Annotated in this window: 15 protein-coding genes; 9 read left to right on the top strand and 6 right to left on the bottom strand. The window is 73.4% G+C overall.

The window, feature by feature from the left end:
- Positions 1 to 382 precede the first annotated feature (382 nt).
- Together ACWDVW_RS31560 and npdG are read left to right on the top strand one after the other, a co-directional pair.
- Positions 383 to 1,816, top strand: coding sequence for an RNB domain-containing ribonuclease (locus tag ACWDVW_RS31560; protein ID WP_449956335.1), 1,434 nt, complete (start codon positions 383 to 385; stop codon positions 1,814 to 1,816).
- A 280-nt stretch (positions 1,817 to 2,096) separates the two neighbouring features.
- Positions 2,097 to 2,795, top strand: a complete 699-nt coding sequence (gene npdG, locus ACWDVW_RS31555; RefSeq protein ID WP_350698541.1) for an NADPH-dependent F420 reductase — start codon at positions 2,097 to 2,099, stop codon at positions 2,793 to 2,795.
- A 59-nt stretch (positions 2,796 to 2,854) separates the two neighbouring features.
- On the opposite strand, the gene ACWDVW_RS31550 is transcribed toward npdG, so the two are convergent.
- From ACWDVW_RS31550 to ACWDVW_RS31540, 3 genes are all read right to left on the bottom strand, one after another.
- Positions 2,855 to 3,376: a hypothetical protein gene (locus ACWDVW_RS31550; RefSeq protein ID WP_449956332.1), complete on the bottom strand. Its 522-nt coding sequence runs from the start codon at positions 3,374 to 3,376 to the stop codon at positions 2,855 to 2,857.
- 107 nt (positions 3,377 to 3,483) lie between these two features.
- Positions 3,484 to 4,329 (bottom strand): 3-methyl-2-oxobutanoate hydroxymethyltransferase, encoded by an 846-nt coding sequence (panB, locus tag ACWDVW_RS31545; protein ID WP_449956330.1) that lies wholly within the window; start codon positions 4,327 to 4,329, stop codon positions 3,484 to 3,486.
- A 111-nt stretch (positions 4,330 to 4,440) separates the two neighbouring features.
- Positions 4,441 to 6,222, bottom strand: coding sequence for an NAD+ synthase (locus tag ACWDVW_RS31540; RefSeq protein ID WP_449956327.1), 1,782 nt, complete (start codon positions 6,220 to 6,222; stop codon positions 4,441 to 4,443).
- Positions 6,223 to 6,427: 205 nt separating this feature from the next.
- Between ACWDVW_RS31540 and glnA the strand changes: the two genes are divergently transcribed.
- The 3 genes from glnA to ACWDVW_RS31525 all read left to right on the top strand — a co-directional run bounded on the left by glnA (position 6,428) and on the right by ACWDVW_RS31525 (position 11,269).
- Positions 6,428 to 7,777, top strand: coding sequence for a type I glutamate--ammonia ligase (gene glnA / locus ACWDVW_RS31535; RefSeq protein ID WP_131054872.1), 1,350 nt, complete (start codon positions 6,428 to 6,430; stop codon positions 7,775 to 7,777).
- A 92-nt stretch (positions 7,778 to 7,869) separates the two neighbouring features.
- Positions 7,870 to 8,295 carry a DUF350 domain-containing protein gene (locus ACWDVW_RS31530; RefSeq protein ID WP_350698551.1) on the top strand — a complete coding sequence of 142 codons (426 nt, stop codon included), beginning with the start codon at positions 7,870 to 7,872 and terminating at the stop codon, positions 8,293 to 8,295.
- A gap of 262 nt (positions 8,296 to 8,557) precedes the next feature.
- Positions 8,558 to 11,269 carry an alpha-amylase family glycosyl hydrolase gene (locus tag ACWDVW_RS31525; protein ID WP_449956323.1) on the top strand — a complete coding sequence of 904 codons (2,712 nt, stop codon included), beginning with the start codon at positions 8,558 to 8,560 and terminating at the stop codon, positions 11,267 to 11,269.
- A gap of 54 nt (positions 11,270 to 11,323) precedes the next feature.
- Here the strand turns inward: ACWDVW_RS31525 and ACWDVW_RS31520 are convergent, their stop codons facing one another.
- Together ACWDVW_RS31520 and ACWDVW_RS31515 are read right to left on the bottom strand one after the other, a co-directional pair.
- Positions 11,324 to 11,821, bottom strand: coding sequence for a hypothetical protein (locus ACWDVW_RS31520; RefSeq protein ID WP_449956320.1), 498 nt, complete (start codon positions 11,819 to 11,821; stop codon positions 11,324 to 11,326).
- Between the two features lie 134 nt (positions 11,822 to 11,955).
- Positions 11,956 to 12,831 (bottom strand): S66 peptidase family protein, encoded by an 876-nt coding sequence (locus ACWDVW_RS31515; RefSeq protein ID WP_449956338.1) that lies wholly within the window; start codon positions 12,829 to 12,831, stop codon positions 11,956 to 11,958.
- A 126-nt stretch (positions 12,832 to 12,957) separates the two neighbouring features.
- On the opposite strand from ACWDVW_RS31515, the gene ACWDVW_RS31510 reads away from it, so the two are divergent.
- Both ACWDVW_RS31510 and ACWDVW_RS31505 read left to right on the top strand, forming a co-directional pair.
- Positions 12,958 to 13,725, top strand: a complete 768-nt coding sequence (locus ACWDVW_RS31510) for a type 1 glutamine amidotransferase (protein WP_449956317.1) — start codon at positions 12,958 to 12,960, stop codon at positions 13,723 to 13,725.
- Positions 13,725 to 16,847, top strand: coding sequence for a bifunctional [glutamine synthetase] adenylyltransferase/[glutamine synthetase]-adenylyl-L-tyrosine phosphorylase (locus tag ACWDVW_RS31505; RefSeq protein ID WP_449956314.1), 3,123 nt, complete (start codon positions 13,725 to 13,727; stop codon positions 16,845 to 16,847). The genes ACWDVW_RS31510 and ACWDVW_RS31505 overlap by 1 nt, the downstream gene beginning before the upstream one ends.
- Before the next feature lie 72 nt (positions 16,848 to 16,919).
- Here ACWDVW_RS31505 and ACWDVW_RS31500 read toward each other — a convergent pair whose 3' ends face one another.
- Positions 16,920 to 18,671 carry a hypothetical protein gene (locus tag ACWDVW_RS31500; RefSeq protein WP_449956311.1) on the bottom strand — a complete coding sequence of 584 codons (1,752 nt, stop codon included), beginning with the start codon at positions 18,669 to 18,671 and terminating at the stop codon, positions 16,920 to 16,922.
- 35 nt (positions 18,672 to 18,706) lie between these two features.
- On the opposite strand from ACWDVW_RS31500, the gene mptB (ACWDVW_RS31495) reads away from it, so the two are divergent.
- Positions 18,707 to 20,116 carry a polyprenol phosphomannose-dependent alpha 1,6 mannosyltransferase MptB gene (gene mptB / locus ACWDVW_RS31495; RefSeq protein ID WP_449956308.1) on the top strand — a complete coding sequence of 470 codons (1,410 nt, stop codon included), beginning with the start codon at positions 18,707 to 18,709 and terminating at the stop codon, positions 20,114 to 20,116.
- A gap of 14 nt (positions 20,117 to 20,130) precedes the next feature.
- Positions 20,131 to 22,158 carry a polyprenol phosphomannose-dependent alpha 1,6 mannosyltransferase MptB gene (gene mptB / locus ACWDVW_RS31490; protein WP_449956305.1) on the top strand — a complete coding sequence of 676 codons (2,028 nt, stop codon included), beginning with the start codon at positions 20,131 to 20,133 and terminating at the stop codon, positions 22,156 to 22,158.
- Positions 22,159 to 22,233 lie beyond the last annotated feature (75 nt).

Below are 22,233 nucleotides of genomic sequence, written 5' to 3'. Positions count from 1 at the left end.
ACCCGAAGATCACCCACCCCACCACCAGCCCACCCACCACCACCAACCCCACAGTCAACACCCCCCGACCAGCCCAAACAGGATGGAACTACTTCCCTGATACTGCTGCCTCGCGGGCCAGTTGAGGCAGCAGTATCAGGGATGTTGTGCGGATCTTCGCGGCACCGAGGGGCACAGGCGAGCTGGGTCGGGCAGGTGAGGGCGGTCGGTCGGGCGGACACTGCGGGGCGTGGGGGGTTGGACGAGTGCCCTGATCGGCGTCTGCGCCAGGCGGCTCGCCGGACCTGCCACGGGCGGCTCGCCGGACCTGCCACGGACGTGTGGTGGTGGGGTGGTCGGTCGGGGGAGGGCGGGGTGTGCGGGAGGCTGTCAGGATTGGCCCATGGTCATCCGACGGGTTGTCGCACCTCGCATCGACTTCGGTGGGCTACGTCGTGAGCTGGGGCTGCCTGAGGCGTACCCCGAGCAGGCGCAGCGGGAGGCCGACGAGGCGGTCGCCGCGCCGCCCCGGCCGGCGGTGGACCGGACGGACGTTCCGCTGGTCACGGTGGACCCGCCGGGGTCGCGGGATCTGGACCAGGCGATGCACCTCAGTCGTCGTACGGGTGGCGGGTTCCGGGTGCGGTACGCGATCGCGGACGTGGCCTCGCACGTACGCCCGGGTGGTGCGCTGGAGGAGGAGACCTGGCGGCGGGGGCAGACGGTGTACCTGCCCGACGGCAACGTGCCGTTGCATCCGCACAGTCTCGGTGAGGGGGCGGCGAGCCTGCTGCCGGACGTGGACCGGGCGGCGGTGCTGTGGACGATCGACCTGGACTCCGACGGCGCGACCACGGCTGTCTCGCTGGAGCGGGCGCTGGTGCGCAGCCGGGCCCAGTTGGATTATCCGAGTGTGCAGGCCGACGCGGATGCGGGTCGGTTGCCGGAGCCGATCGCGTTGTTGCCGGAGATCGGTGCGCTGTTGACCGCCCGGGGTCTGCGCCGGGGAGCGATCAACCTGCCGATCCCGGAGCAGGACGTGGAGGCCGACGGCGACGGGTGGCGGCTGGTGCTGCGGGCTCCGGTGCCGATGGAGGAGCACAACGCGCAGATCTCGCTGCTGACCGGGATGGCGGCGGCGGACCTGATGCTGGCCGGCGGGATCGGCCTGCTGCGGACGATGCCGGCGCCGAAGGCGGAGGCGGTGCAGCGGTTGCGGGCTGCGGCGGGGCCGCTGGGCGTGGACTGGCCCGACGGGATGAGCGTCGGGGAGCTGCTGCTGGGGTTGGACCCGGCGCAGCCGAGGGCCGCCGCCTTCGTCGACCAGGCGGCGGAGCTGATGCGGTCGGCGGCGTACACGGCGTTCGACGGCGAGGTCCCGGAGCAGCCGGCGCACGGTGGGGTGGCGGCGGCGTACGCGCACGTGACGGCGCCGCTGCGTCGGCTGGCCGACCGGTACGCCACGGAGGTCTGCCTGGCCCTGCACGACGGCCGCGCGGTGCCGGACTGGGCTCGGGCGGCGTTGCCCCGGTTGCCGGCGGTGATGTCGACGACGGACCGTGCCGCGTCGGCGGCCAGCCGGGGCGCGATCGACCTGGCCGAGGCGGTGTTGTTGGCGCATCGGGTGGGGGAGACGTTCGACGCGGCGGTGCTCGACGTCGACGCGCCGCCGAACGGCAAGGGGCGTGCGAACCGTCCGCCCGGCGGTGCGGTGGCCCTCGACGATCCGCCGGTACGGGCCCGGTGCACCGGTGAGTTGACGCCCGGCACCCGGGTCCGGGTCAGGCTGGTCACGGCCGACCCGACCACCCGCACGGTCACCTTCGCCCTCGCCTGACCGGCCCGGCGCCGAGAAGCGGCCCGGCGCCGAGAAGCGGCCCGGCGCCGAGAAGCGGCCCGGCGCCGAGAAGCGGCCCGGCGCCGAGAAGCGGCCCGGCGCCGAGAACCGGCCCGGCACCGAGAACCGGTCCGCCGTGCCCCTGGACCCGCCCGGGCGTCCAAGGTGCGGCGGTGCGTGGTCGAGTCGCTGCGGGCGGTCGTCGACGGACCCGCCCAAGGGGGTTTGTCACAGCTCAGGGCGCTGCTGCGCGGCCGCTGGATTTGCGAGGATGGCGACCATGGCATATGACGCGAGCGACCTGCCCGACGTTTCCGGGCTCACCGTCGGCATCATCGGTGGCACCGGTGACCAGGGCCGGGGGCTCGCCTACCGGTTCGCCCGGGCCGGTCAGACGGTGCTCATCGGATCCCGGTCCGCGCAGCGCGCGGCCGAGTCGGCCGCGGAGATCGCCGCCCTGCCGGGGGTACCGGCCGAGGGCAGCGTGACCGGGGCGGACAACGAGGAGGTGGCCCGCCGCAGCGACGTGGTCATCATCGCGGTGCCGTGGGACGGGCACGCCGCCATCGTCGCCGCGCTCGCCGCGCCGCTCGCCGGCAAGATCGTGGTCGACTGCGTGAATCCGCTCGGCTTCGACAAGCAGGGCCCGTACGCGCTGCCGGTGGCGGAGGGCAGCGCCGTCCAGCAGGCCGCCGCGCTGCTGCCCGACTCCCGGGTCTGCGCGGCGTTCAACCACGTCAGCGCGCCGCTGCTGGCCGACCCGGAGATCGACCGGATCGAGCTGGACGTGCTGATCTGCACCGAGGAGCGGGAGCTGGTCGGGATCGTCGGCGCGCTCGCCGCCCGCATCCCCGGCATGCGGGGCATCTACGCCGGTCGGCTGCGCAACGCGCACCAGATCGAGGCGTTCACCGCCAACCTGATCGCGATCAACAAGCGCTACAAGGCGCACGCGGGCGTCCGCGTCACCGACGTCTGAGCGACCGTACGAAGCAGCGGCCCGCCGGAACTCCGGCGGGCCGCTGGCGTACGCAGAGGTCAGAAGGTGACGTTGACGCCGGCCGTCTTGCAGGCGGCGGTCAGGTCGACGCCGGCCTTCTCGAAGGTCGGGTTGTCGGCGGCGGCGGCCGGATCCTTGGCGGCTGCCGCCCGCCCCGCCTCGGTGCTGAACTTCCCGAGCGCGGCGGCCACCTTGCTGTCGCCGCCGCCCTGCGACGCCAGCTCGGTCATCTTCTCCTCAAGCCCGCCCAGGATCTTCTTCATCGTGGCCGCCGAGGTGTCGCCGGACTGGACGGCCTTCACGAAGGCGCCCCGCATCTCGTCGCTGGCCGCCTGCGCCGACTGGCACAGCTTCTTGTCGCCGACCACGTCGGCGTTGCTGGCCGTGGACGGCGCGGAGGCGTCGGGTGCGGCGGAGGTGGCCGAGGGCGCGGCCGAGGAGGGCGGTACGGCGGACGGGGCGGTGTCGGCGGCGGTGTCGGCCGAGTCCCCGCCGCAGGCGGTGAGCGCCAGCAGGCAGGCGCACGCCAGGGTCAGGACGGAGGTGTGCATTCGCTTCACGGGCCGGTACGTTAGCCGCCTTCCCGGGATCCCGCTGCCCGGTTCCGAGGAGGTGCCGCCGCCGGGCCGGTGCGCGCCACAGGCCGCGACGCGCACCGGCGTCCTGCTCAGAACGTGTGTTCGGCGCCGGGGAACTCGCCGCCGCGTACCTCGTCGGCGAAGCGCCGGGTGGCCTCGCCGAGCACGCCCGCGAGGTCGGCGTAGCGCTTGACGAACCGGGGCGTCCGGCCGGTACGCAGCCCCGCCATGTCCTGCCAGACCAGCACCTGGGCGTCGGTCTCCGGACCGGCGCCGATGCCCACCGTCGGGATGCTCAGCTCGGCGGTGATCCGCTTGGCGACCTCACCGGGCACCATCTCCAGCACCACCGCGAAGGCGCCCGCCTCGGCCACCGCCCGCGCGTCCGCGAGCACGTCCTCGGCGGTGTCGCCCCGGCCCTGCACCCGGTAGCCGCCGATGGTGTGCTCGCTCTGCGGCGTGAACCCGATGTGCGCCATCACCGGGATGCCGGCGCCGACGATGGCGGCGATCTGGTCGGCGCAGCGCCGGCCGCCCTCCAGCTTCACCGCGTGGCAGCCGCCCTCCTTCATGAACCGGACGGCGGTGCGCAGGGCCTGGGTGGGCCCCTCCTCGTACGAGCCGAACGGCAGGTCGCCGACGACGAGTGCCTGCCGGGTGGCCCGGACGACCGCCCGGACCAGCGGCAGCAACTCCTCGGCGGTCACCGGCAGGGTGGTCTCGTAGCCGAACACGTTGTTGGCGGCCGAGTCGCCGACCAGCAGCACCGGGATGCCGGCGGCGTCGAAGATCGAGGCGCTGTACTGGTCGTACGAGGTGAGCATGGGCCACTTCTCGCCGCGTTCCTTGGCGGCGATCAGGTCGCGGGTGCGGACCCGTCGGGTGACCGGGCCGCCGTAGAGGGCGGTCACCTCGGCCGGTGCGGACTCCACCATGACTGTCTCCTTCCTCGAGGCCGCGTACGCGGTCCCCGGGCTCTGCCGCGATCGTCGCACCGGCGGCCCCGGTCGCGGCAGGGCGCAGTGGAGGATGTCACTCGCCGGTGGTCAGCCGTCCTCGCGCCATCGGTTGGTGATCGGCAGCCGGCGGTCCCGCCCGAACGCCTTCATCGAGATCTTCGCCCCGGGCGCGGACTGGCGGCGCTTGAACTCGGCGGTATCCACCAGCCGGAGCACCTTGTCCACCACCGCCGGGTCGTGCCCGGAGGCGACCAGGCCGTCGCGGCCGAGGTCGCCGTCGATGTAGCCGATCAGGATCGGGTCGAGTACGTCGTAGTCGGGCAGCGCGTCGCTGTCGAGCTGGCCGGGGCTCAGCTCGGCGCTGGGCGGCTTGCCGATCGAGTTCTCCGGGATCGGCGGCGTTCCGCCCCGCCGGGTCGCCTCGGCGTTGCGCCAGGTGGCCAGCCGCCAGACCAGCGTCTTCCAGACGTCCTTGATCGGGTTGAAGCCGCCGACCGAGTCGCCGTAGAGGGTGGAGTAGCCGACCGCCAGTTCGCTCTTATTGCCGGTGGTGAGCACCAGGTGGCCCTCCTGGTTGGACAGGGCCATCAGGATGACGGCGCGTACCCGGGCCTGGAGGTTCTCCACCGCCACCCCGGACAGCGACATGTTCGCCAGGAAGGTGTCGACCATCGGTTGGATGGGCTCGATCCGGTAGTCCAGGCCGGTGCGCTTGGCCAGGTCGGCGGCGTCGTCGCGGCTGTGCTCCGAGGAGTGCTGGCTGGGCATGGAGAGGGCGACCACCCGGTCGGGACCGAGCGCGTCCACCGCGATGGCGGCCACCACCGCCGAGTCGATGCCGCCGGAGAGCCCGAGCACCACCGAGGGGAAGCCGTTCTTGTCGACGTAGTCGCGCAGCCCCAGCACCAGGGCCTGCCACACCTCGGCCTCGTCGGCGACCGGCTCGATGATCCCGCCGTGCACCGGGGGGCCGGCCGGTGCCGGGGGCAGGCCGTCGATCGTGCGCCGCACCATCCGCAGCCCGCCGGTGAGTTCCGCGCCGTCGCGGGCGCCGCCCAGGGTGGCGCCCGGACCGCTGCCCGTCTCCGGCAGCTCCACGTCGTGCACGAGCAGGTGCGCCACGAACTGCGGTGCGCGGGCCAGCAGCGTGCCGTCCGCCGCGACGATCATGGAGTCGCCCTCGAAGACCAACTCGTCCTGGCCGCCGACCATGTTGACGTACGCGATGGTCGCCTCGGCCTCGGCGGCGCGGCGGCGGACCACCGGCAGCCGCAGGTCGTCCTTGTTCAGCTCGTACGGCGAGCCGTTGATGGTGACCACCAGTCCGACCCCGGCGTCGCGGGCGGCGGCGAACGGGCCGCCGGCCTGCCACAGGTCCTCGCAGATGGTCAGCGCCACGTCCACCCCGCCGAGCCGGACGACGGTCAGCGTGTCGCCGGGGACGAAGTAGCGGTCCTCGTCGAAGACGCCGTAGTTGGGCAGGTGGTGCTTGAAGTAGGTGACCACCACCTCGCCCCGGTGCAGCAGGGCGGCGGCGTTGCGCGCCCCCCGGCCCGGCTCGGCGTCCGGGCTGACCTGGGGCGGGCCGTCGGCGTCGAGGTAGCCGACCACGACCGGCAGCTCACCCAGTCCGTCGGCGGCCAGGTCGGCGGCGAGGCGGTGCAGCGCCGCCTGCGACGCCGCGACGAAGGACCGCCGGAACACCAGGTCCTCGACCGGGTAGCCGGTCAGCGCCAGCTCCGGGAAGATCGCGATCTGGGCACCGGCGTCGGCGGATCTCCGGGTCCACGAGCGGATCATCTCGGCGTTGCCGGCGATGTCGCCGACCCGGGGGTTGACCTGGCACAGGGCGAGACGCAGGGTGGGCATGTCCTCATCTTGCCCACGGCGGGCGGCCTCGACACGTGGTGTCCGCGCAGACCACGCCACCCGGCGACCGTGGGTCGGGACTGGGCGGGACGCGGTGGCCGTGGGTCGGTTAACGTCTGCGTAATCGGGTCGGTGGAGACTGGTCGGTCAGGTCGGGTAATCACCGTCCGAAGCCGGACATAGTGTGTCGCGGAAGGTTGGGGCAGTGGACCGTCAGCAGGAGTTCGTCCTCCGCACGCTCGAAGAGCGCGACATCCGTTTCGTCCGGCTGTGGTTCACCGACGTGCTCGGCACGCTCAAGAGCGTGTCCGTCGCCCCCGCCGAGCTGGAGGCCGCCTTCGAGGAGGGCATCGGGTTCGACGGCTCGGCGATCGAGGGCTTCGCCCGGGTCTTCGAGTCGGACATGGTCGCCATGCCCGACCCGACCACTTTCCAGGTCTTCCCGTTCGAGGGCGGGGTCAGCGGCGAGAGCGCCCGGATGTTCTGCGACATCCTGCTCCCCGACGGCGGGCCCTCCTGGGCCGACCCCCGGCACGTGCTGCGCCGGGCGCTGTCCCGGGCGGCGGAGAAGGGCTTCACCTTCTACACCCACCCGGAGATCGAGTTCTTCCTGCTGGAGAACGGCCCGATGGACGGCAGCGTGCCGGTGCCGGTGGACAGCGGCGGCTACTTCGAGCACACCACGCACGCGGTGGCCCGTGACTTCCGCCGTCAGGCGGTGCTCTCGCTGGAGCGGATCGGCATCTCGGTCGAGTTCAGCCACCACGAGGTCGCTCCCGGCCAGCAGGAGATCGACCTGCGCTACGCCGACGCGCTGACCACCGCCGACAACATCATGACCTTCCGGCACGTGGTCAAGGAGGTGGCGCTCTCCACCGGCGTGCAGGCCACCTTCATGCCCAAGCCCTTCACCGACCAGCCCGGCAGCGGCATGCACACCCACCTGTCGCTGTTCGAGGGGGAGCGCAACGCGTTCCACGACGCGGGCGACCCGATGAAGCTCTCCAAGGTGGCCCGGGCCTTCATCGCCGGGCTGCTGGTGCACGCCCGGGAGTACACGGCGGTCACCAACCAGTGGGTCAACTCCTACAAGCGGCTCTTCCCGCAGGCGCTGCCGGACCGGGTCACCGAGAGCCCGGCGTACGTGTGCTGGGGGCACCTGAACCGCTCCGCGCTGGTCCGCGTCCCGGCGTACGGCAAGCCGAACTCGGCTCGGGTGGAGGTCCGCTCGCCCGACTCGGCCGCCAACCCGTACCTCGCCTTCGCGGTGCTGCTCGGTGCCGGGATGAAGGGCATCGAGGAGGGGTACGAGCTGCCGCCGGGCGCCGAGGACGACGTCTGGTCGCTGACCAGCGCCGAACGCCGCGCCATGGGGTACGAGCCGTTGCCCGAGAACCTCGCCGAGGCGATCGACGTGATGGCCGGCTCCGAGCTGGTCGCCGAGGTGCTCGGCGAGCACGTCTTCGACTTCTTCCTGCGCAACAAGCGCGCCGAGTGGGAGCAGTACCGCCGCGAGGTCACCCCGTACGAGCGCCAGCGGTACCTGTCGCTGTAGGCCACCGCCTCCGGCGGGCGTTGCGCGGTGCCGCTATCGTCTCGATCACCGTGCCGGCGCCCGCCGGCCGCAGACGGTGGGGGAGGCAGTCGGTGCTGGAGGATCTGCTCAGCGGAGCCTGGCAGAGCGTGGTGTTCGGGGTGGTCGGCGTCGGGCTGATGGCCGCCGGTTTCGTCCTGGTCGACCTGCTGACCCCGGGCAAGCTGCGGGACCTGATCTGGATACGCCGCAACGCCAACGCCGGCCTGCTGCTCGCCGCCAACCAGCTCGGCGTCGCCGGGATCGTCTTCACCGCGATCCTGACCAGCTACAGCGACTTCGCCAAGGGGCTGGCCTCGACCGTCCTGTTCGGAGTGATCGGCCTGGGCATCATGGCGCTGGCCTTCTTCGTGCTGGACCTGCTCACCCCCGGCAAGCTGGGTGAGGTGATCTGCTCCGACGAGCCGCACCCGGTCGCCAAGGTCAGCGCCGCCACCCACTTCGGCGCCGCGCTGATCGTCTGCGCCTGTATCGCCTGAGCTGGACCTGCGTCATCACGACCCCGGTCGGGCCCGTCGGCCCGGCCGGGGTCGTCGTCGTGGCCGGGTCGTCGACCCGTCCTGAAAACTCTTGCGGCCATCTTCCATGTCGCTGACCAGCAAAAGCTCCGAATATCGGAGGTTGTCTCTGGCTATTCGAGATACATGCTGGTAACTTCCTCGCAACCTTTGCTGCAAGGGCTTGCAACACCTTTCGCGTCAATGCGCCGGGCCGAGCCCGACGCGGGGTGTCAGGAGAGCCATGGAACGTCGTTCGTGGGGCCGGGTACGGGTGTCCGGCCGGAGCCGGGCGCGCTGGGGCGTGGTCGCCCTGGTCGCCGGTCTCGTCGCCGGCCTGCTGCCGGTGACCGCGGCCTCGGCCGCCAACACCGTCACGGTCTACTACCAACCACCGGCGGCCTGGGGCACGTCGGTCAACATCCACTATGGCGTCGACGGGGCTGCCTGGACGCCGGTGCCCGGTGTCGCCATGGACGCCGCCTGCGCGGGCTGGCGTCGCAAGACGATCGACCTGGGCGCCGCCACCGGTCTCCAGGTGGTCTTCACCAACGGCACGGGGACCTGGGACAACAACAACGGCGCGAACTACCGGCTCGGCACCGGCACGGTCACCGTGGCCGGTGGCCGGGTCACCCCCGCCGCGCCCGACCCGTGCGGGCCGCCGCCCGCGCCGGACACCACGGCACCGACCGTGCCGACCGGCCTACGGGCCACCGTGGACGCGGTGACCGTCACCCTGACCTGGGCGGCGTCGACCGACGACCGAGCGGTGACCGGGTACGAGGTGACGCGTACCGGGGGCACCGCCGGGCCGGTCACCGTGACCGCGACCGGCACCCGGCACGTCGCCGGTGGCCTGGCGCCCCGCACCGCGTACCGGTGGACGGTGCGGGCCCGCGACGCGGCCGGCAACTGGTCGGCGGCGAGTGCGCCGGTCACCGCGACCACCGGCGACGCCCCGCCCGCCTCGGCCGGCGGTTCGCCGCTCGGCGGTGATCCTCGCGAGGACAGCATCTACTTCGTGATGACCGCCCGGTTCGCCGACGGCGACCCGAGCAACAACCGGGGTGGCAGCCAGCACGTCCGCTCCGGCAACGCGGCCAACGACGACCCGATGTTCCGGGGCGACTTCCAGGGGCTGATCGACAAGCTGGACTACGTCAAGGCGCTCGGCTTCTCCGCCCTCTGGATCACCCCGGTGGTCCTGAACCGCTCCGACTACGACTTCCACGGCTACCACGGCTGGGACTTCCACCGCGTCGATCCGCGACTGGAGAGCCCCGGCGCCAGCTACCAGGACCTGATCAACGCCGCGCACGCCAAGGGCATCAAGATCTTCCAGGACGTGGTCTACAACCACAGCTCACGGTGGGGGGCCAAGGGCCTGTTCACCCCGACCGTGTACGGCGTCCGCGACGAGCAGTGGAAGTGGTACTACGACCAGCCGCAGGCCGGTCGGGAGTACGACCCGATGGTGGAGCACGACGGCGCCGACCCGACCCTGACCCCGGCGCAGAACGCGCTCGCCAAGGGACGGACGTACACCGGTGACCTCTGGTCCTCGCAGGCGCCGCCCGACAACCGGTGCCTGCGCTGGGGCACCCCGAACGGCACGTACAGCCGGGAGGGGTACACCGTGTACCACTGCCAGTGGCCCGTCCCCACCAGCGGCCTGTTCCCCGCCGACCTCTACCACCAGTGCTGGATCGGCAACTGGGAGGGCGAGGACTCGCGTAGCTGCTGGCTGCACGAGGACCTGGCCGACTTCAACACCGAGAACCCGCAGGTGCAGCAGTACCTGATCGACGTCTACAACAGGTTCATCGACATGGGCGTGGACGGGTTCCGGGTGGACACCGCCGTGCACATCCCCCGGGTCACCTGGAACCGGCGCTTCCTGCCGGCGATCCAGCAGCACGCGGTGGCCCGGCACGGCGAGAAGGGCAAGGACTTCTACGTCTTCGGCGAGGTCGCCGCGTTCGTCAACGACAAGTGGAACCGGGGCTCGGTCAACCACTCCGCGCAGTTCTTCACCTGGAAGGAGCGCCGGGAGTACAGCCCCGACGACGTCCGCGCCGCGATCGAGCAGTACGACTACGAGCAGCTCCTCGGCACCGGCAACCAGCCGACCAGCGACAACGCGTTCCTGCGCGGCAACGACTACCACGCGCCCGACCACTCGCGGTTCTCCGGGATGCACGTGATCGACATGCGGATGCACATGAACTTCGGCGACGCGCACAACGCCTTCGGCAACGGCCGGGACTCCGACGACAGCTACAACGACGCCACCTACAACGTGGTCTATGTCGACAGCCACGACTACGGGCCGAACAAGTCCTCGGTGCGCTACACCGGCGGCACCGACGCGTGGGCGGAGAACATGAGCCTGATGTGGACGTTCCGGGGCATCCCGACGCTCTACTACGGCTCGGAGATCGAGTTCCAGAAGGGCGCGCGGATCGACTGCGGCCCGAGCTGCCCGCTGGCCACCACCGGCCGGGCCTACTACGGGGCCCACCTGGCGGGCAGCGTCACCGCCGCCGACTTCGGGGTGGTCGCGAACGCCACCGGCACCGTCGCGCAGACGTTGCAGAAGCCGCTGGTCAAGCACGTGCAACGGCTCAACCAGATCCGTCGGGCCGTCCCCGCGCTGCAGAAGGGGCAGTACTCGACCGAGGGGATCAGCGGCAACCAGCTCGCGTACAAGCGCCGGTACACGGCCGGCGGGGTGGACAGCTTCGCGCTGGTCACCGTCTCCGGCGGAGCCACCTTCAGCGGCATCCCCAACGGCACCTGGACCGACGCCGTGACCGGGGACGTCAAGGTGGTCACCAACGGCACCCTCACCGCCTCGGTCAGCGGCAAGGGCAACCTGCGGGTCTACGTCCTCGCCCGGCCCGGAAACCCGGCCCCCGGCAAGATCGGCGACACCGGTCCGTACCTGCGCTGACCGGCGCGCCACGACCGCGGGGCGGCATCCACCCGGATGCCGCCCCGCACGGCGTCACTTCCCGGCGGTCCCGCCGGGGCCGCCCCGGCCGGCCCAGCCGCCCGGCCCGCCGAACACGCCGGCCTCCACGGCCGTGGTGATCGCGTCGGCCTGCTCCTGGGTGAGCTTGCCGTCCTCGACCGCCTTGGCCAACCGCTCGGCCAACGCCTCCTTGCGGTCCTCGGGGGAGCCCTTCGGCCCCCGGTCCCCGTCGGGACGCTCGCGACCCTCGCCGTCCGGGCGATCCTGCTTGCGCTGCTCGCGGAGCTTCTCCAGCGCCTCGGTCACCTTCTCGGTGGGTACGCCCAACTCCTCGGCCAGGGCCTCGGCGAACTGCGTCCGGTGCGCGCCCGGCTCCGGCCGCTGCTCGTCCTGCTGCTCGGCGCTCGCGCTGGCGCTCGGGGTGGCCTTGTCGTCGGCGAGCGCCACCGTGGGGGCGGCGATCCCCACGCCGAGGACACCCGCGGCGGCCAGTCCGGCCAGCAGGTGCTTCTTCGAGATCGTGCGGGACATCGGTCCTCCAACTCGTCGGTGATGCGATGACGTCACCGACAGTGACCAGCCTGGCTGGGGCCGAGCCGTGGCGAACCTGTCAGCGAGCTGGCAAAGTCAGCCCGAATTCCGGTCGAACCGGACATCCGGGCGGTTCAGCGGACGGCGGGGTCGACGGTCAACGTGCCGGCGTCGGCGTCGAGGACGGCCCGGGTGCCCACCGGCACACTGAGCTGGCCGGGCCCGTGCCCGATCGGCAGCCCGCCCAGCACCGGTACGCCCAGATCGCCGAGGCGTTCGGTGAGCACGTCGGCGATGCTCACCGGCCAGCCGTCCGCGCAGTCGGTGAACTGGCCCACCGCCACCCCGGCCAGCCCGTCCAACGCGCCCGCCCGACGCAACTGGGTCAGCATCCGGTCGACCTTGTACGGCGGCTCCTGCACGTCCTCCAGCAACAGCACCGCCCCGGTCAGGTCCGGCATGTCCGGGGTGCCCACTGAGGCCACCACCAGGCAGAGGTTGCCGCCCAGCAGCCGGCCGACCGCCCGGCCCGACGTGCGTACCGGGAAGGTGTCCTCGGTCTCGATCGCCCGCACGGTGACCGGTGCGGAGGTGGTCAGCGCCGCGTGCAGGGACTCGGCGGAGGCCAACGGCGTGCGTTCGTCCCGCCAGGCCGCCCCCGGCCCGTGCACCCCGGCCAGCCGGGCGCCCCGCCACAACGCCAGTTGCAGCGCGGTGATGTCGGAGAACCCGGCCACCACCTTGGGATCGCGACGCACCGCCGCCATGTCGATCGCGTCCACCACCCGCTGCGCGCCGTATCCGCCCCGGGTGCAGATCACCCCGCGTACCGTCGGATCGCCGAAGGCGGTGTTCAGGTCGGCCGCCCGCAGCGCGTCGGTGCCGGCCAGATAGCCCTGCCGTGCGTACACGTGCGGGGCGGGCACCGGCCGCAGGCCCCAGCCGGTGAGCAGCTCGATGCCCCGGGCCACCCGTTCCGGACGGGTCGGCCCGGACGGCGAGACCAGCATCACGGTGTCGCCGGGACGCAGCGCCGGCGGGCGTACGACGTGATCGGGTGCGGTGTGGTGGGACACAGCGGCAGAGCCTAGTCCCGCGCGCCGGGTCCGTCGGCGAGACCGGATAGCCTCGACGGCGTGGCAACTGCGTTGGTGATCGAGAACGACCCGACCGACGATGCGCGACGGCTCGGCGAGTGGCTGACCGAGGCCGGTCTGGAGCTGTCGGTGACCCGCCCGCACGCGGGCGACCCGCTCCCCGCCGACCTCGACGGGTACGCCGCGCTGGTGGTGCTCGGCGGCGACCAGCAGGCCTACCCGTACCCGGACGGCAAGCCCGGCGCGTCCTGGCTGCCGGCGGTGGAGGGGCTGCTCCGCAAGGCCGTCCGGCACCGCGTCCCGACACTCGGGGTCTGCCTCGGCGCGCAACTGCTCGCCACCGCGCACGCCGGCACCGTCGAGCGCAGCACCTCCGGGCCGGAGGTGGGCCCCGCGGTGGTCGGCCGACGCGACGCCGCCGAGAACGACCCGCTGTTCCGGTACGTCCCGCTGATCCCCGACGTGCTCCAGTGGCACACCGACGAGATCACCGAACTGCCGGCCGGCGCGACGCTGCTGGCCGCCTCCACCCGCTTCCCGCACCAGGCGTTCCGGCTCGGCGACCGGGCCTGGGGCCTGCAGTTCCACATCGAGTGCGACGCCGACATGATCGCCGAGTGGGCGACGGACTCGGCGGTGCTGGCCGAGCTCGACTACGACCCGGAGCTGGTCGTCGCCGCCTGCGCCGCGGTGCTGGCCGACATCGAGGACGTCTGGCAGCCCTTCGCCGCCAGGTTCGCCGCCCTGGCCCTGGGTGAACTGGACGACAGCGAGTCGCGCCGCAGCCTGCCGCTGCTCGGGCACTGATGGGCCGCCCGAGCAACGCCACCGGCCGGCTCGCCCGGTACGGCTTCGGCATCACCGACAACGACGCCGGTGCCCGCGCCGCCGACCTGCTCGGACCGGACGGGCTCGACCTGTGGCGCCCGCAGACCCAGGAACCCACCGGCGACCAGGCCCGGGAGCTGCTCACCGCGCTGTCCCGGGCCGCCGACCCGGACCTGGCGCTGCGCCAGCTGCACCGGATGGTGGAGGCCGAGCGCCGTGCCGTGGCCGACCCGAACGGCGGCACCGGGAGGGCGGTACGCCAACGCGGCGCCGGACCGGGACGAGCCACCGCCATCGCCTCCGGCGACGGTGACCCGGCGGGCGCCGCCGCACCGACCGGTGGCATCGGCGCCGGGTCGCAGCTGCTGGGCGCGCTGCACGACGACCCGGGGCTGCGCCGTCGACTGATCGCCGTGTTGGGCGCCTCCTCGGCGCTCGGCGACCACCTCGTCGCCAACCCGGACCAGTGGACGGTGCTGCGCACCGAGTCGGACGGGCTCGCCCCGACCGCCGACGGGCGGCTGGACCTGACCGGCGAGGGCAACCCGGTGGCGGTGCTGCGCCGCGCGTACCGGCTGGCGTTGCTGCGGGTCGCGGCGGCCGACCTGACCGGCGGACGCGGCCTGGAGCAGACCATGGCGGCGCTCTCCACGCTGGCCGACGCCACCCTCTCGGCCGCCTACGCGACCGCCGTGGCCGAGCTGCCCGAGGGCACCCGCAAGCCCCGCCTGGGCGTGGTGGCGATGGGCAAGTGCGGCGGCGGAGAGCTGAACTACGTCTCGGACGTCGACGTGATCTTCGTGGCCGCCGAGGACGACGACCTGGCGGCCGCCACCACCGTCGCCACCCGGCTGATCCACATCTGTGGGCTGGTCGCCTGGCCGGTCGACGCCGCGCTGCGTCCCGAGGGCAACCGGGGGCCGCTGGTGCGTACCCTCGCCAGCCACCTGGCGTACTACCGGCGCTGGGCCCGCACCTGGGAGTTCCAGGCGCTGCTCAAGGCCCGCCCGGCCGCCGGTGACCTGGCGCTCGGCCGGGAGTGGATCGACGAACTGGCGCCGCTGCTCTGGCACGCCGCCGAGCGGCCCGAGGCGGTCGAGGACGTCCGGGCCATGCGTCGGAAGATCATCGACAACATCCCGGCCAAGGAGCAGGAACGCGAGATCAAGCGCGGCCCCGGCGGCCTGCGCGACATCGAGTTCGCGGTGCAGTTGCTGCAACTGGTGCACGGCCGGGGCGACGAGTCCCTGCGCGCACCCGGCACCATTCCCGCCCTACGGGCGCTGGTCACCGGCGGCTACGTCGGCCGGGCCGACGGGGAGGCGCTGCTGCGCGGCTACCGCTTCCTGCGTGGCGTCGAGCACCGCCTGCAACTCCAGGGCCTGCGGCGCACCCACACCGTGCCGACCGAACCGGGCGCGCTGCGTTGGCTCGCCACCGCGCTCGGCTACACCGCCACGCCGGGACGCAGCGCCGTCGAGGAGTTCCGCGCCGAGTGGGTCACCCACGCCACCGAGGTACGCCGACTGCACGCCAAACTGCTCTACCGGCCGCTGCTGGAGTCGGTGGCCCGGGTACCCGCCGACGGCCTGCGGCTGACCCCGGAGGCGGCCCGCAACCGGCTGGAGATCCTCGGATTCGCCGACCCGGCCGGGGCGCTGCGTCACCTCCAGGCCCTCACCGGCGGGGTGAGCCGCACCGCCGCCATCCAGCGCACCCTGCTGCCGGTGCTGCTCAGCGAGTTCGCCGACGCCCCGGAACCCGACCGTGGCCTGCTCAACTACCGCCAGGTCTCCGACTCCCTCGGCAGCACCCCCTGGTATCTGCGCCTGCTGCGCGACTCCGGCCCGGTGGCCCGCCGGCTGGCCCGGGTGCTCTCCTCCTCCCGGTACGTCGCCGACCTGCTGAGCCGGGAACCCGAGTCGCTGCGTCTGCTGGCCGAGGAGAGCGAGCTGACCCCCCGGCCCCGTGAGGTGCTCGGCGACGGGTTCGCCGCCGCGGCCGCCCGCCACACCGACCCGGTCGAGGCGATCCGGGCGGTCCGCGCGCTGCGCCGCCGGGAACTGCTCCGGCTCGCCTGCGCCGACGTGCTCAGCCACGCCGGCTCGCTGACCCCCACCCGCCCCGACACGGACCGCTCGACGCTCGGCGACATCATCACCGTCGGCACCGCACTGGCCGCCGTCACCGACGCCACCCTGGCCGCCGCGCTGCGGACCGCCCGCGCCGCCCAGCCCGCCATGCCCGACCTGAAGTTCGCGGTGATCGGCATGGGCCGCCTCGGCGGGTACGAGTCGAACTACCTCTCCGACGCCGACGTCCTCTTCGTCTACGAGGCCCCCGAGGGCGTCGCCGAGAGCGCGGCGAGCGCCGCCGCCCACGCCATCGCCGAGGAGCTGCGCCGGCTGCTCGGCATGCCGGCACCCGACCCGGCGCTCGGCGTCGACGCCGACCTGCGCCCCGAGGGCCGGCAGGGGCCGCTGGTCCGCAGCCTCGCCGCCTACCAGCAGTACTACGCCCGCTGGTCCCGGGTGTGGGAGGCACAGGCGCTGCTGCGGGCCCGCTGCGTCTGTGGCGACGCCGACCTGGGCACCCGGTTCGAGCAACTCGTCGACCCGGTCCGCTACCCGGCCGACGGCCTCACCCGGGAACAGATCATCGAGATCCGCCGGATCAAGGCCCGGGTGGAGACCGAACGACTGCCCCGGGGCGCCGACCCGGCCACCCACACCAAACTGGGCCGGGGCGGCCTCGCCGACGTCGAGTGGGCGGTGCAGCTGCTCCAGTTGCAGCACGCTGGTGCCCACGAGTCGCTGCGCGGCACCCGTACCCTCGACGCCCTCGCCGCCGCCCGCGACGCCGGCCTGATCGACCCGGCGGACGCCGAGGCGATGACGGCCGGCTGGACCCTGACCGCCCAGGTCCGCAACGCCCTCATGTTGGTCCGGGGCCGGGCCGGCGACCAACTGCCCCGACACGGCGTGGAACTGGCCGGCGTGGTCCGGCTGCTCGGCCGCGACGACCCGGGCGAGTTCCTCGACGAGTACCTGCGCACCGGCCGCCGCTCCCGCACCGCCATGGAACGCGTCCTGGAGATGTAAGGAAGGGCACCTTATTAACGCCTCCGGTAGAGCAAGGGCCCCTTATTAACACCCGACGACCGCAGCGCCCGATCAACTACCGAGGGTGTACGTGCCGGCGCGCGGCACCGTGACCGTCGTCCAGTCCCCGTCGGCGGTGACGGTGGCGCCGCCGGACGCGGTCAACCACCGGCTGTGCCGCACCCGGACCGGCACCGTGCCCGCGTCCGAGGTGCGGAAGGTGACCGAGGCGCCGCCCGCGCGGACCAGTTCGGCCGGGGCCCCGACCAGGGGAGTCGGGTCGGTCACCGCGTACAGCCGCCAGTCGGGGTCGGACCAGACCTCGGTCAGGTACGGCAGGCCGGCGGTCACCAACTCGGCCTCGGCGCGACCGACCCAGGACAGTGGTGCGTCGGGTACCGCGACGTACTGCACGGCGTACTCGTCGAGCCAGGCCCGGTAGCTGTCGGCGGTCAGCGGTATGCCGGTGCCGGCGGCCCCGGGCACGGTGGTGAAGAAGATCGGGTTGCGGTCGATGTCCGCCTGCCGCAGCCAGCCCCGGGCCAGCGGCACGTCACCCATCCGGGCGGCCTCCCAGTAGTTGCGGGTCGGCGGCACCTCCACCCGCCCGGTCAGCCCGCGACGGTCGAGTTCGGCGCGCAGTGGCGCGTAGTAGCTCGGCTGGCTGGTCGGGTCACCGATGCTGCGCAGGTCGGCGGAGACCACCGGTGGCTGCCACCAGCACACCGCCGCCAGCAGCACGGCGAGCGCCACCGCCGGCACCCTCCGCCGCCTCGGCCGCGCCGCCGCCTCGGGTCGCCCGGTGACCTCGGGCTCGTCGGTGACGTCGGGCCGCCTGCTGACGTCGGGTCGGACGGCAGTGTCGGGTCGCGGCGTGACGGTGAGGTGTCGTGCCGATCGGACCAGCCAGGCGGGGGGACGGGCGGCGGCGGCCAGGATCGGCAGGGCGAACATGGTCGCCAGCCGGGTGGCGTTCAGCCCGACCGGGGTGTGCATCAGCGCCGCCGCGATCACCCCGCCCGCTGCCAGCACCGCACCCGAACGCACCGGGCGGTAGCCGACCAGCACGGCCACCAGCAGGGCGGTCACCGTCGCCCGGATGGTGTCGGTGCGGCTGATGTTCATCCAACCGCCGTCACCGAACAGCAACGCGGTCACGCCCAGCGGCACCGCCGCCGCCACCGCGACGGTCAACCCGTCGGCGTACCGGCGGGACAGCACCAGGGCGACCCCGGCGAGGCCGACGAAGAGCCCGGCCACCGGACTGGCCGCCGACGCCAGCAACGCCGCCGCCCCGGCCACCACGAGCGGTCGCCACGAACTGCCGATGCTGGCGCCCAGGCCCCGACTTCCGGCACGAGCCGCGCGGTCGGGCACGGACGAGTCGGCCGGCGATCCGCGGCGCCAGGTGAGGGCGAGCAGGGCGGCGAGGCCGAAGGCCACCCCGAGGCCGTACGTCACCCGGCCGGAGACCAGGTTGCCGGCGATGGTGACCACCCCGACCAGGCTGCCGAGCAGCGGCCGGGGCACCCCGGTACGCACCAGCAGCGCGGCGAAGAGGGCCGCCGCCGCGACCACCGCGATCACGCCGGTGAGGCGTACCCCGAGCAGGGCCATCACCGGCTGGGTCAGCAGGCTGTAGCCGAACTGCTGGACCCCCGCGTACCAGCGCAGGTCGACCGGGGTCGCGCCGTGGGTGGCGAAGAAGTCGGCCCGGGCCACCTGCGCCGCCAGGTCCGAACCCATCGCCGGAAGGATGAGGTACGCCACACCGAGCGCCCCGGCGCACGCGGCGGCCAGCGCCACCACCCGACTGCCCCGCATGCCCACCTCCGTACCGCGCTCACGGTACTGGCAGCATGTCGGACGTGCCCCATCACCTCGTGCGCTGGACCGGACTGGCCGGATCGATCATGCTCTCCGTGGCGGCGTTCCTCGGTGGCGCCCTGCCCGACGGCGATCTGCGGCCCACTCCGCTGCGCATCTGGCAGGGGCCGTACGGACCGCTGATCATCGCGTTGTGGCTGTTCGGCACGGCCGCGATGGCGTTCGCCTGGTGGACGTTGCGGGACCGGGTGCCGTCGGCGCGCTGGGCGCTGGTCACCGCCGGGCTGTGGCTCGTGCCGTTCCTGTTCACGCCGCCGCTGGGCAGCCGGGACGCCTACGCGTACGCCTGTCAGGGGGCGAGCTTCGCCAACGGCATCAGCCCGTACGAGTACGGCGTCTCCACGTTGCCGTGTCCGTGGCTGGACACCATGTCCTTCATCTGGCGGGACACCCCGGCGCCGTACGGGCCGCTGTTCGTGGTGCTCTCCGGCGCGATCGTCGCCGCGACCGGCTCGTTGATCGCCAGCATCGCGTTGTTCCGGGTACTCGCGGTGGCCGGTGTGCTGCTGACGGCGGTGAGCCTGCCGGTGCTGGCCCGCCACTGTGGGGTACCGGTCGGCCGGGCACTCTGGCTGGCGCTGGCCGGTCCGCTGGTGGGCGTACACCTGATCTCCGGGGTGCACAACGACGCGTTGATGGTCGGGTTCATGGTGGCCGGCCTGGCGATCGTGGTCAGCCGACCGGCCCGGCCGTGGCCGCTGCTGGCCGGTGGGATCGTGCTCGGCATGGCCGCCGGGATCAAGGTGACCGCGCTGGTGGTGGTCCCGTTCGCGGCGCTGCTCGCGATCGGTGGCGGGTTCTCCCTGCGCGGGCTGCTGCGCCACGGCACGCTGGTGGTCGGCGGGGCGGTGGCGACGCTGATCGCGGTGACCCTCGGCGCCGGGCTGAACCTCGGCTGGATCACCGGGCTGTCGCACGGCAACGAGGTGATCGCCTGGACCTCGCCGCCGACCGCCGTCGGGCAGACCGTCGGGTACGTGCTGCTGCCGTTCGGCCTGCACGTCGACGCGCTGCCGGTCACCCGGGGGATCGGCATGGTGGTGCTGGCGGCGCTGCTGGTGTGGCTGTGGTTCCGGGCGCGTCACCGGGAACCGCTCTGGCACGCCGCGCTGGCGTTGACCGCCACCGTCGCGCTCGCCCCGCTGTTCCACCCCTGGTACTGGTTCTGGCCGCTGGCGCTGCTCGCCGCCACCGCCCACCGCACCTGGTGGTTCAGCGCGGTGACGGTGTTCGCGGCGTTCCAGGTGCTGGCCGACGGCACCGGCCTGCCCCGGTACACCAAGACGGTGGGTGCGCCGCTGATGACGCTGTTCGTGATCTGGGTGGCGGTCCGCTTGGTACGGTCGGCTCGGGCGGCCCGCCGCCCGGTTCCCGTCGACTGAGGAGAGGCACGCCGGTGACCGAGACCGGCGTCCGACCCACCTCCACCCGGGACCGCCGCGTCCGATATGTCGGCCTGCTGGGGGCGGTGGCTCTCACCGTCACCGCGTACGCCGGTGGCGCCCTGCCCGATGCCACCGCCCGGCTCTGGCACCCCGTGCCGACCGTGCTGCTCTGGCTGCTCGGTACCACCGCCATGGTGGGCGCCTGGTGGACGCTGCGCGGTGGCGCCCCGTCGACCGGGTGGGCGGTGCGCACCGCCGCGCTGTGGACGGTGCCGCTGCTGTTCAGCGCGCCGCTGGGCAGCCGGGACCTCTACTCGTACGCCTGTCAGGGCTGGGTCTACGCCGAGGGCGGTGACCCGTACGCCACCGGTGTGGCCGAGGCGGGCTGCCCATGGCTGGACGCGGTCGCCCCGGTGTGGCGGGACACCGCCGCACCGTACGGCCCGTTCTTCGTCCTCCTCGCCGCGCTCGCGGTGGTCCTCGGCGGCAGCCTGGCCGGCACGCTGGTGCTGTTGCGGGTGCTGGCGGTGTCCGGGCTGCTGCTGGCCGCGCTCTGCCTGCCCGGCTTGGCGCGGGCGGCGGGGGTGCCGCCTGCGCGGGCGACCTGGCTGGTGCTCGCCTGCCCACTGGTCGGCGTGCACCTGGTCTCCGGCGCCCACAACGACGCGGTGATGCTCGGCCTGCTCCTGCTCGGCCTCCTGCTGCTCGTCCGCCGCCCGACGTCGGCCGCCGGCATGTCGCCAGGCGTCGCTGGGTCGCCGGGCGTCGCTGCTCTGCCCGGCGGTGCTGGGTCGCCGGGCGGTGCTGGATTGCCGGGCGGTGCTGGGTTGCCGGGCGTTGCTGGGTCGCCGGGCGGTGCTGGATTGCCAGGCGGTGCTGGGTCGCCGGGCGGTGCTGGGTCGCCGGGCGGTGCTGGATTGCCGGGCGGTGCTGGATTGCCGGGCGGTGCTGGATTGCCGGGCGGTGCTGGATTGCCGGGCGGTGCTGGATTGCCGGGCGGTGCTGGGACGTCGGGCGTCGTTGCTCTGCCCGGCGGTGCTGGGCCGTCGACCGGCGGGGGGACGTCCGGCGCGGATTGGCCGTCGACCGGCAGGGTGCCGCCGGGCGTCGCTGGGTCGCTCGGCGGCGGGCTGCCGGTGGGCGTCGCGGGGTGGCCGCCGGTCGCGGTGTTGCTGGCCGCCGGGGTGCTGCTCGGTCTGGCGGTCTCGGTGAAGGCGACCGCCGTGGTGGTGCTGCCGTTCGCGGCGCTGGCGGCGGTCCGTGGCCGGTACACGCTCGCGGCCCTGCTGCGCGACGGCGGTCTGCTCGCCGCCGGTGTGCTGGGCGCGCTGCTGGTGTCCTCGTTGGTGTCCGGTCTCGGGCTGGGCTGGATCGGTGGACTGGGCAGCAGCGGCGACACCGTGCAGTGGACCTCGCCGCCGACCGCCGTCGGCATGGTCGTCGACTACCTCGGCGAACCGGTCGGGCTGCCGCCCGTCGGTGTGCCGGTGGCCCGGATCGTGGCGCTGATCCTGCTGGCGGTGCTGTTGGTGCTGCTCTGGTGGCGTACCTGGTCGACGCTGCACGGCTCCCGCGACGCCGCGCTGCCGGAGACGCTGGGCGGCTTCCGCGACGCCGCGCCGCCGGAGACGCTGGGCGGCTCCCGCGACGCCGCTTCATCCGGCCCGCCTGCTGCCAGTGCGACCGGCAACAGCCCGCCTGCTGCGGTCGGTGTCGGCCCGTCGACGGTGAGCGCGGAGGTGAACCGTCACCGTTCGGTGCTGCTCGGCGCGGGGTTGGCGCTGGCCCTCACCGTCGTCCTCGCGCCGGTGTTTCATCCCTGGTACGCGACCTGGCCGCTGGCGCTGCTCGCGCTGGCGGCGACCCGGACCACCTGGTTCCTGGTGCCCGTCGCGGCGGCGTCCTTCCTCGCCCTGCCGGACGGCACCAACGTGGCCCGGCTGGTGAAGGCGCCCGGCGCGGTGGCGATGACCCTGTTGTTGGTCGTCCTGGCGGTTCGGTTCCTGTCCGGGCTGCGCCGGAACCGCGAGTCGCGCTGAGCCCAGTTGCCGCGAAGCCGGGTTGCACGCCGCGCGGCGGCCGGAGGTGGGTAGATCTGTTGTCGCTCCAGCGAC

The sequence above is a fragment of the Micromonospora sp. NPDC003241 genome (assembly GCF_053589795.1).
The sequence above is the reverse complement of the archived record's forward strand: the minus strand, read 5'-3'. Positions and strand labels throughout refer to the sequence as shown.

Bases quoted from the DNA above. Each gene is read 5' to 3' on its own strand.
- ACWDVW_RS31560 (WP_449956335.1), top strand. From the start codon at position 383: ATGGTCATCCGACGGGTTGTCGCACCTCGCATCGACTTCGGTGGGCTA.
- npdG (WP_350698541.1), top strand. From the start codon at position 2,097: ATGGCATATGACGCGAGCGACCTGCCCGACGTTTCCGGGCTCACCGTC.
- panB (WP_449956330.1), bottom strand. From the start codon at position 4,329: ATGGTGGAGTCCGCACCGGCCGAGGTGACCGCCCTCTACGGCGGCCCG.
- ACWDVW_RS31540 (WP_449956327.1), bottom strand. From the start codon at position 6,222: ATGCCCACCCTGCGTCTCGCCCTGTGCCAGGTCAACCCCCGGGTCGGC.
- ACWDVW_RS31525 (WP_449956323.1), top strand. From the start codon at position 8,558: ATGGAACGTCGTTCGTGGGGCCGGGTACGGGTGTCCGGCCGGAGCCGG.
- ACWDVW_RS31520 (WP_449956320.1), bottom strand. From the start codon at position 11,821: ATGTCCCGCACGATCTCGAAGAAGCACCTGCTGGCCGGACTGGCCGCC.
- ACWDVW_RS31515 (WP_449956338.1), bottom strand. From the start codon at position 12,831: ATGCTGGTCTCGCCGTCCGGGCCGACCCGTCCGGAACGGGTGGCCCGG.
- ACWDVW_RS31505 (WP_449956314.1), top strand. From the start codon at position 13,725: ATGGGCCGCCCGAGCAACGCCACCGGCCGGCTCGCCCGGTACGGCTTC.
- ACWDVW_RS31500 (WP_449956311.1), bottom strand. From the start codon at position 18,671: ATGCGGGGCAGTCGGGTGGTGGCGCTGGCCGCCGCGTGCGCCGGGGCG.
- mptB (WP_449956308.1), top strand. From the start codon at position 18,707: ATGTCGGACGTGCCCCATCACCTCGTGCGCTGGACCGGACTGGCCGGA.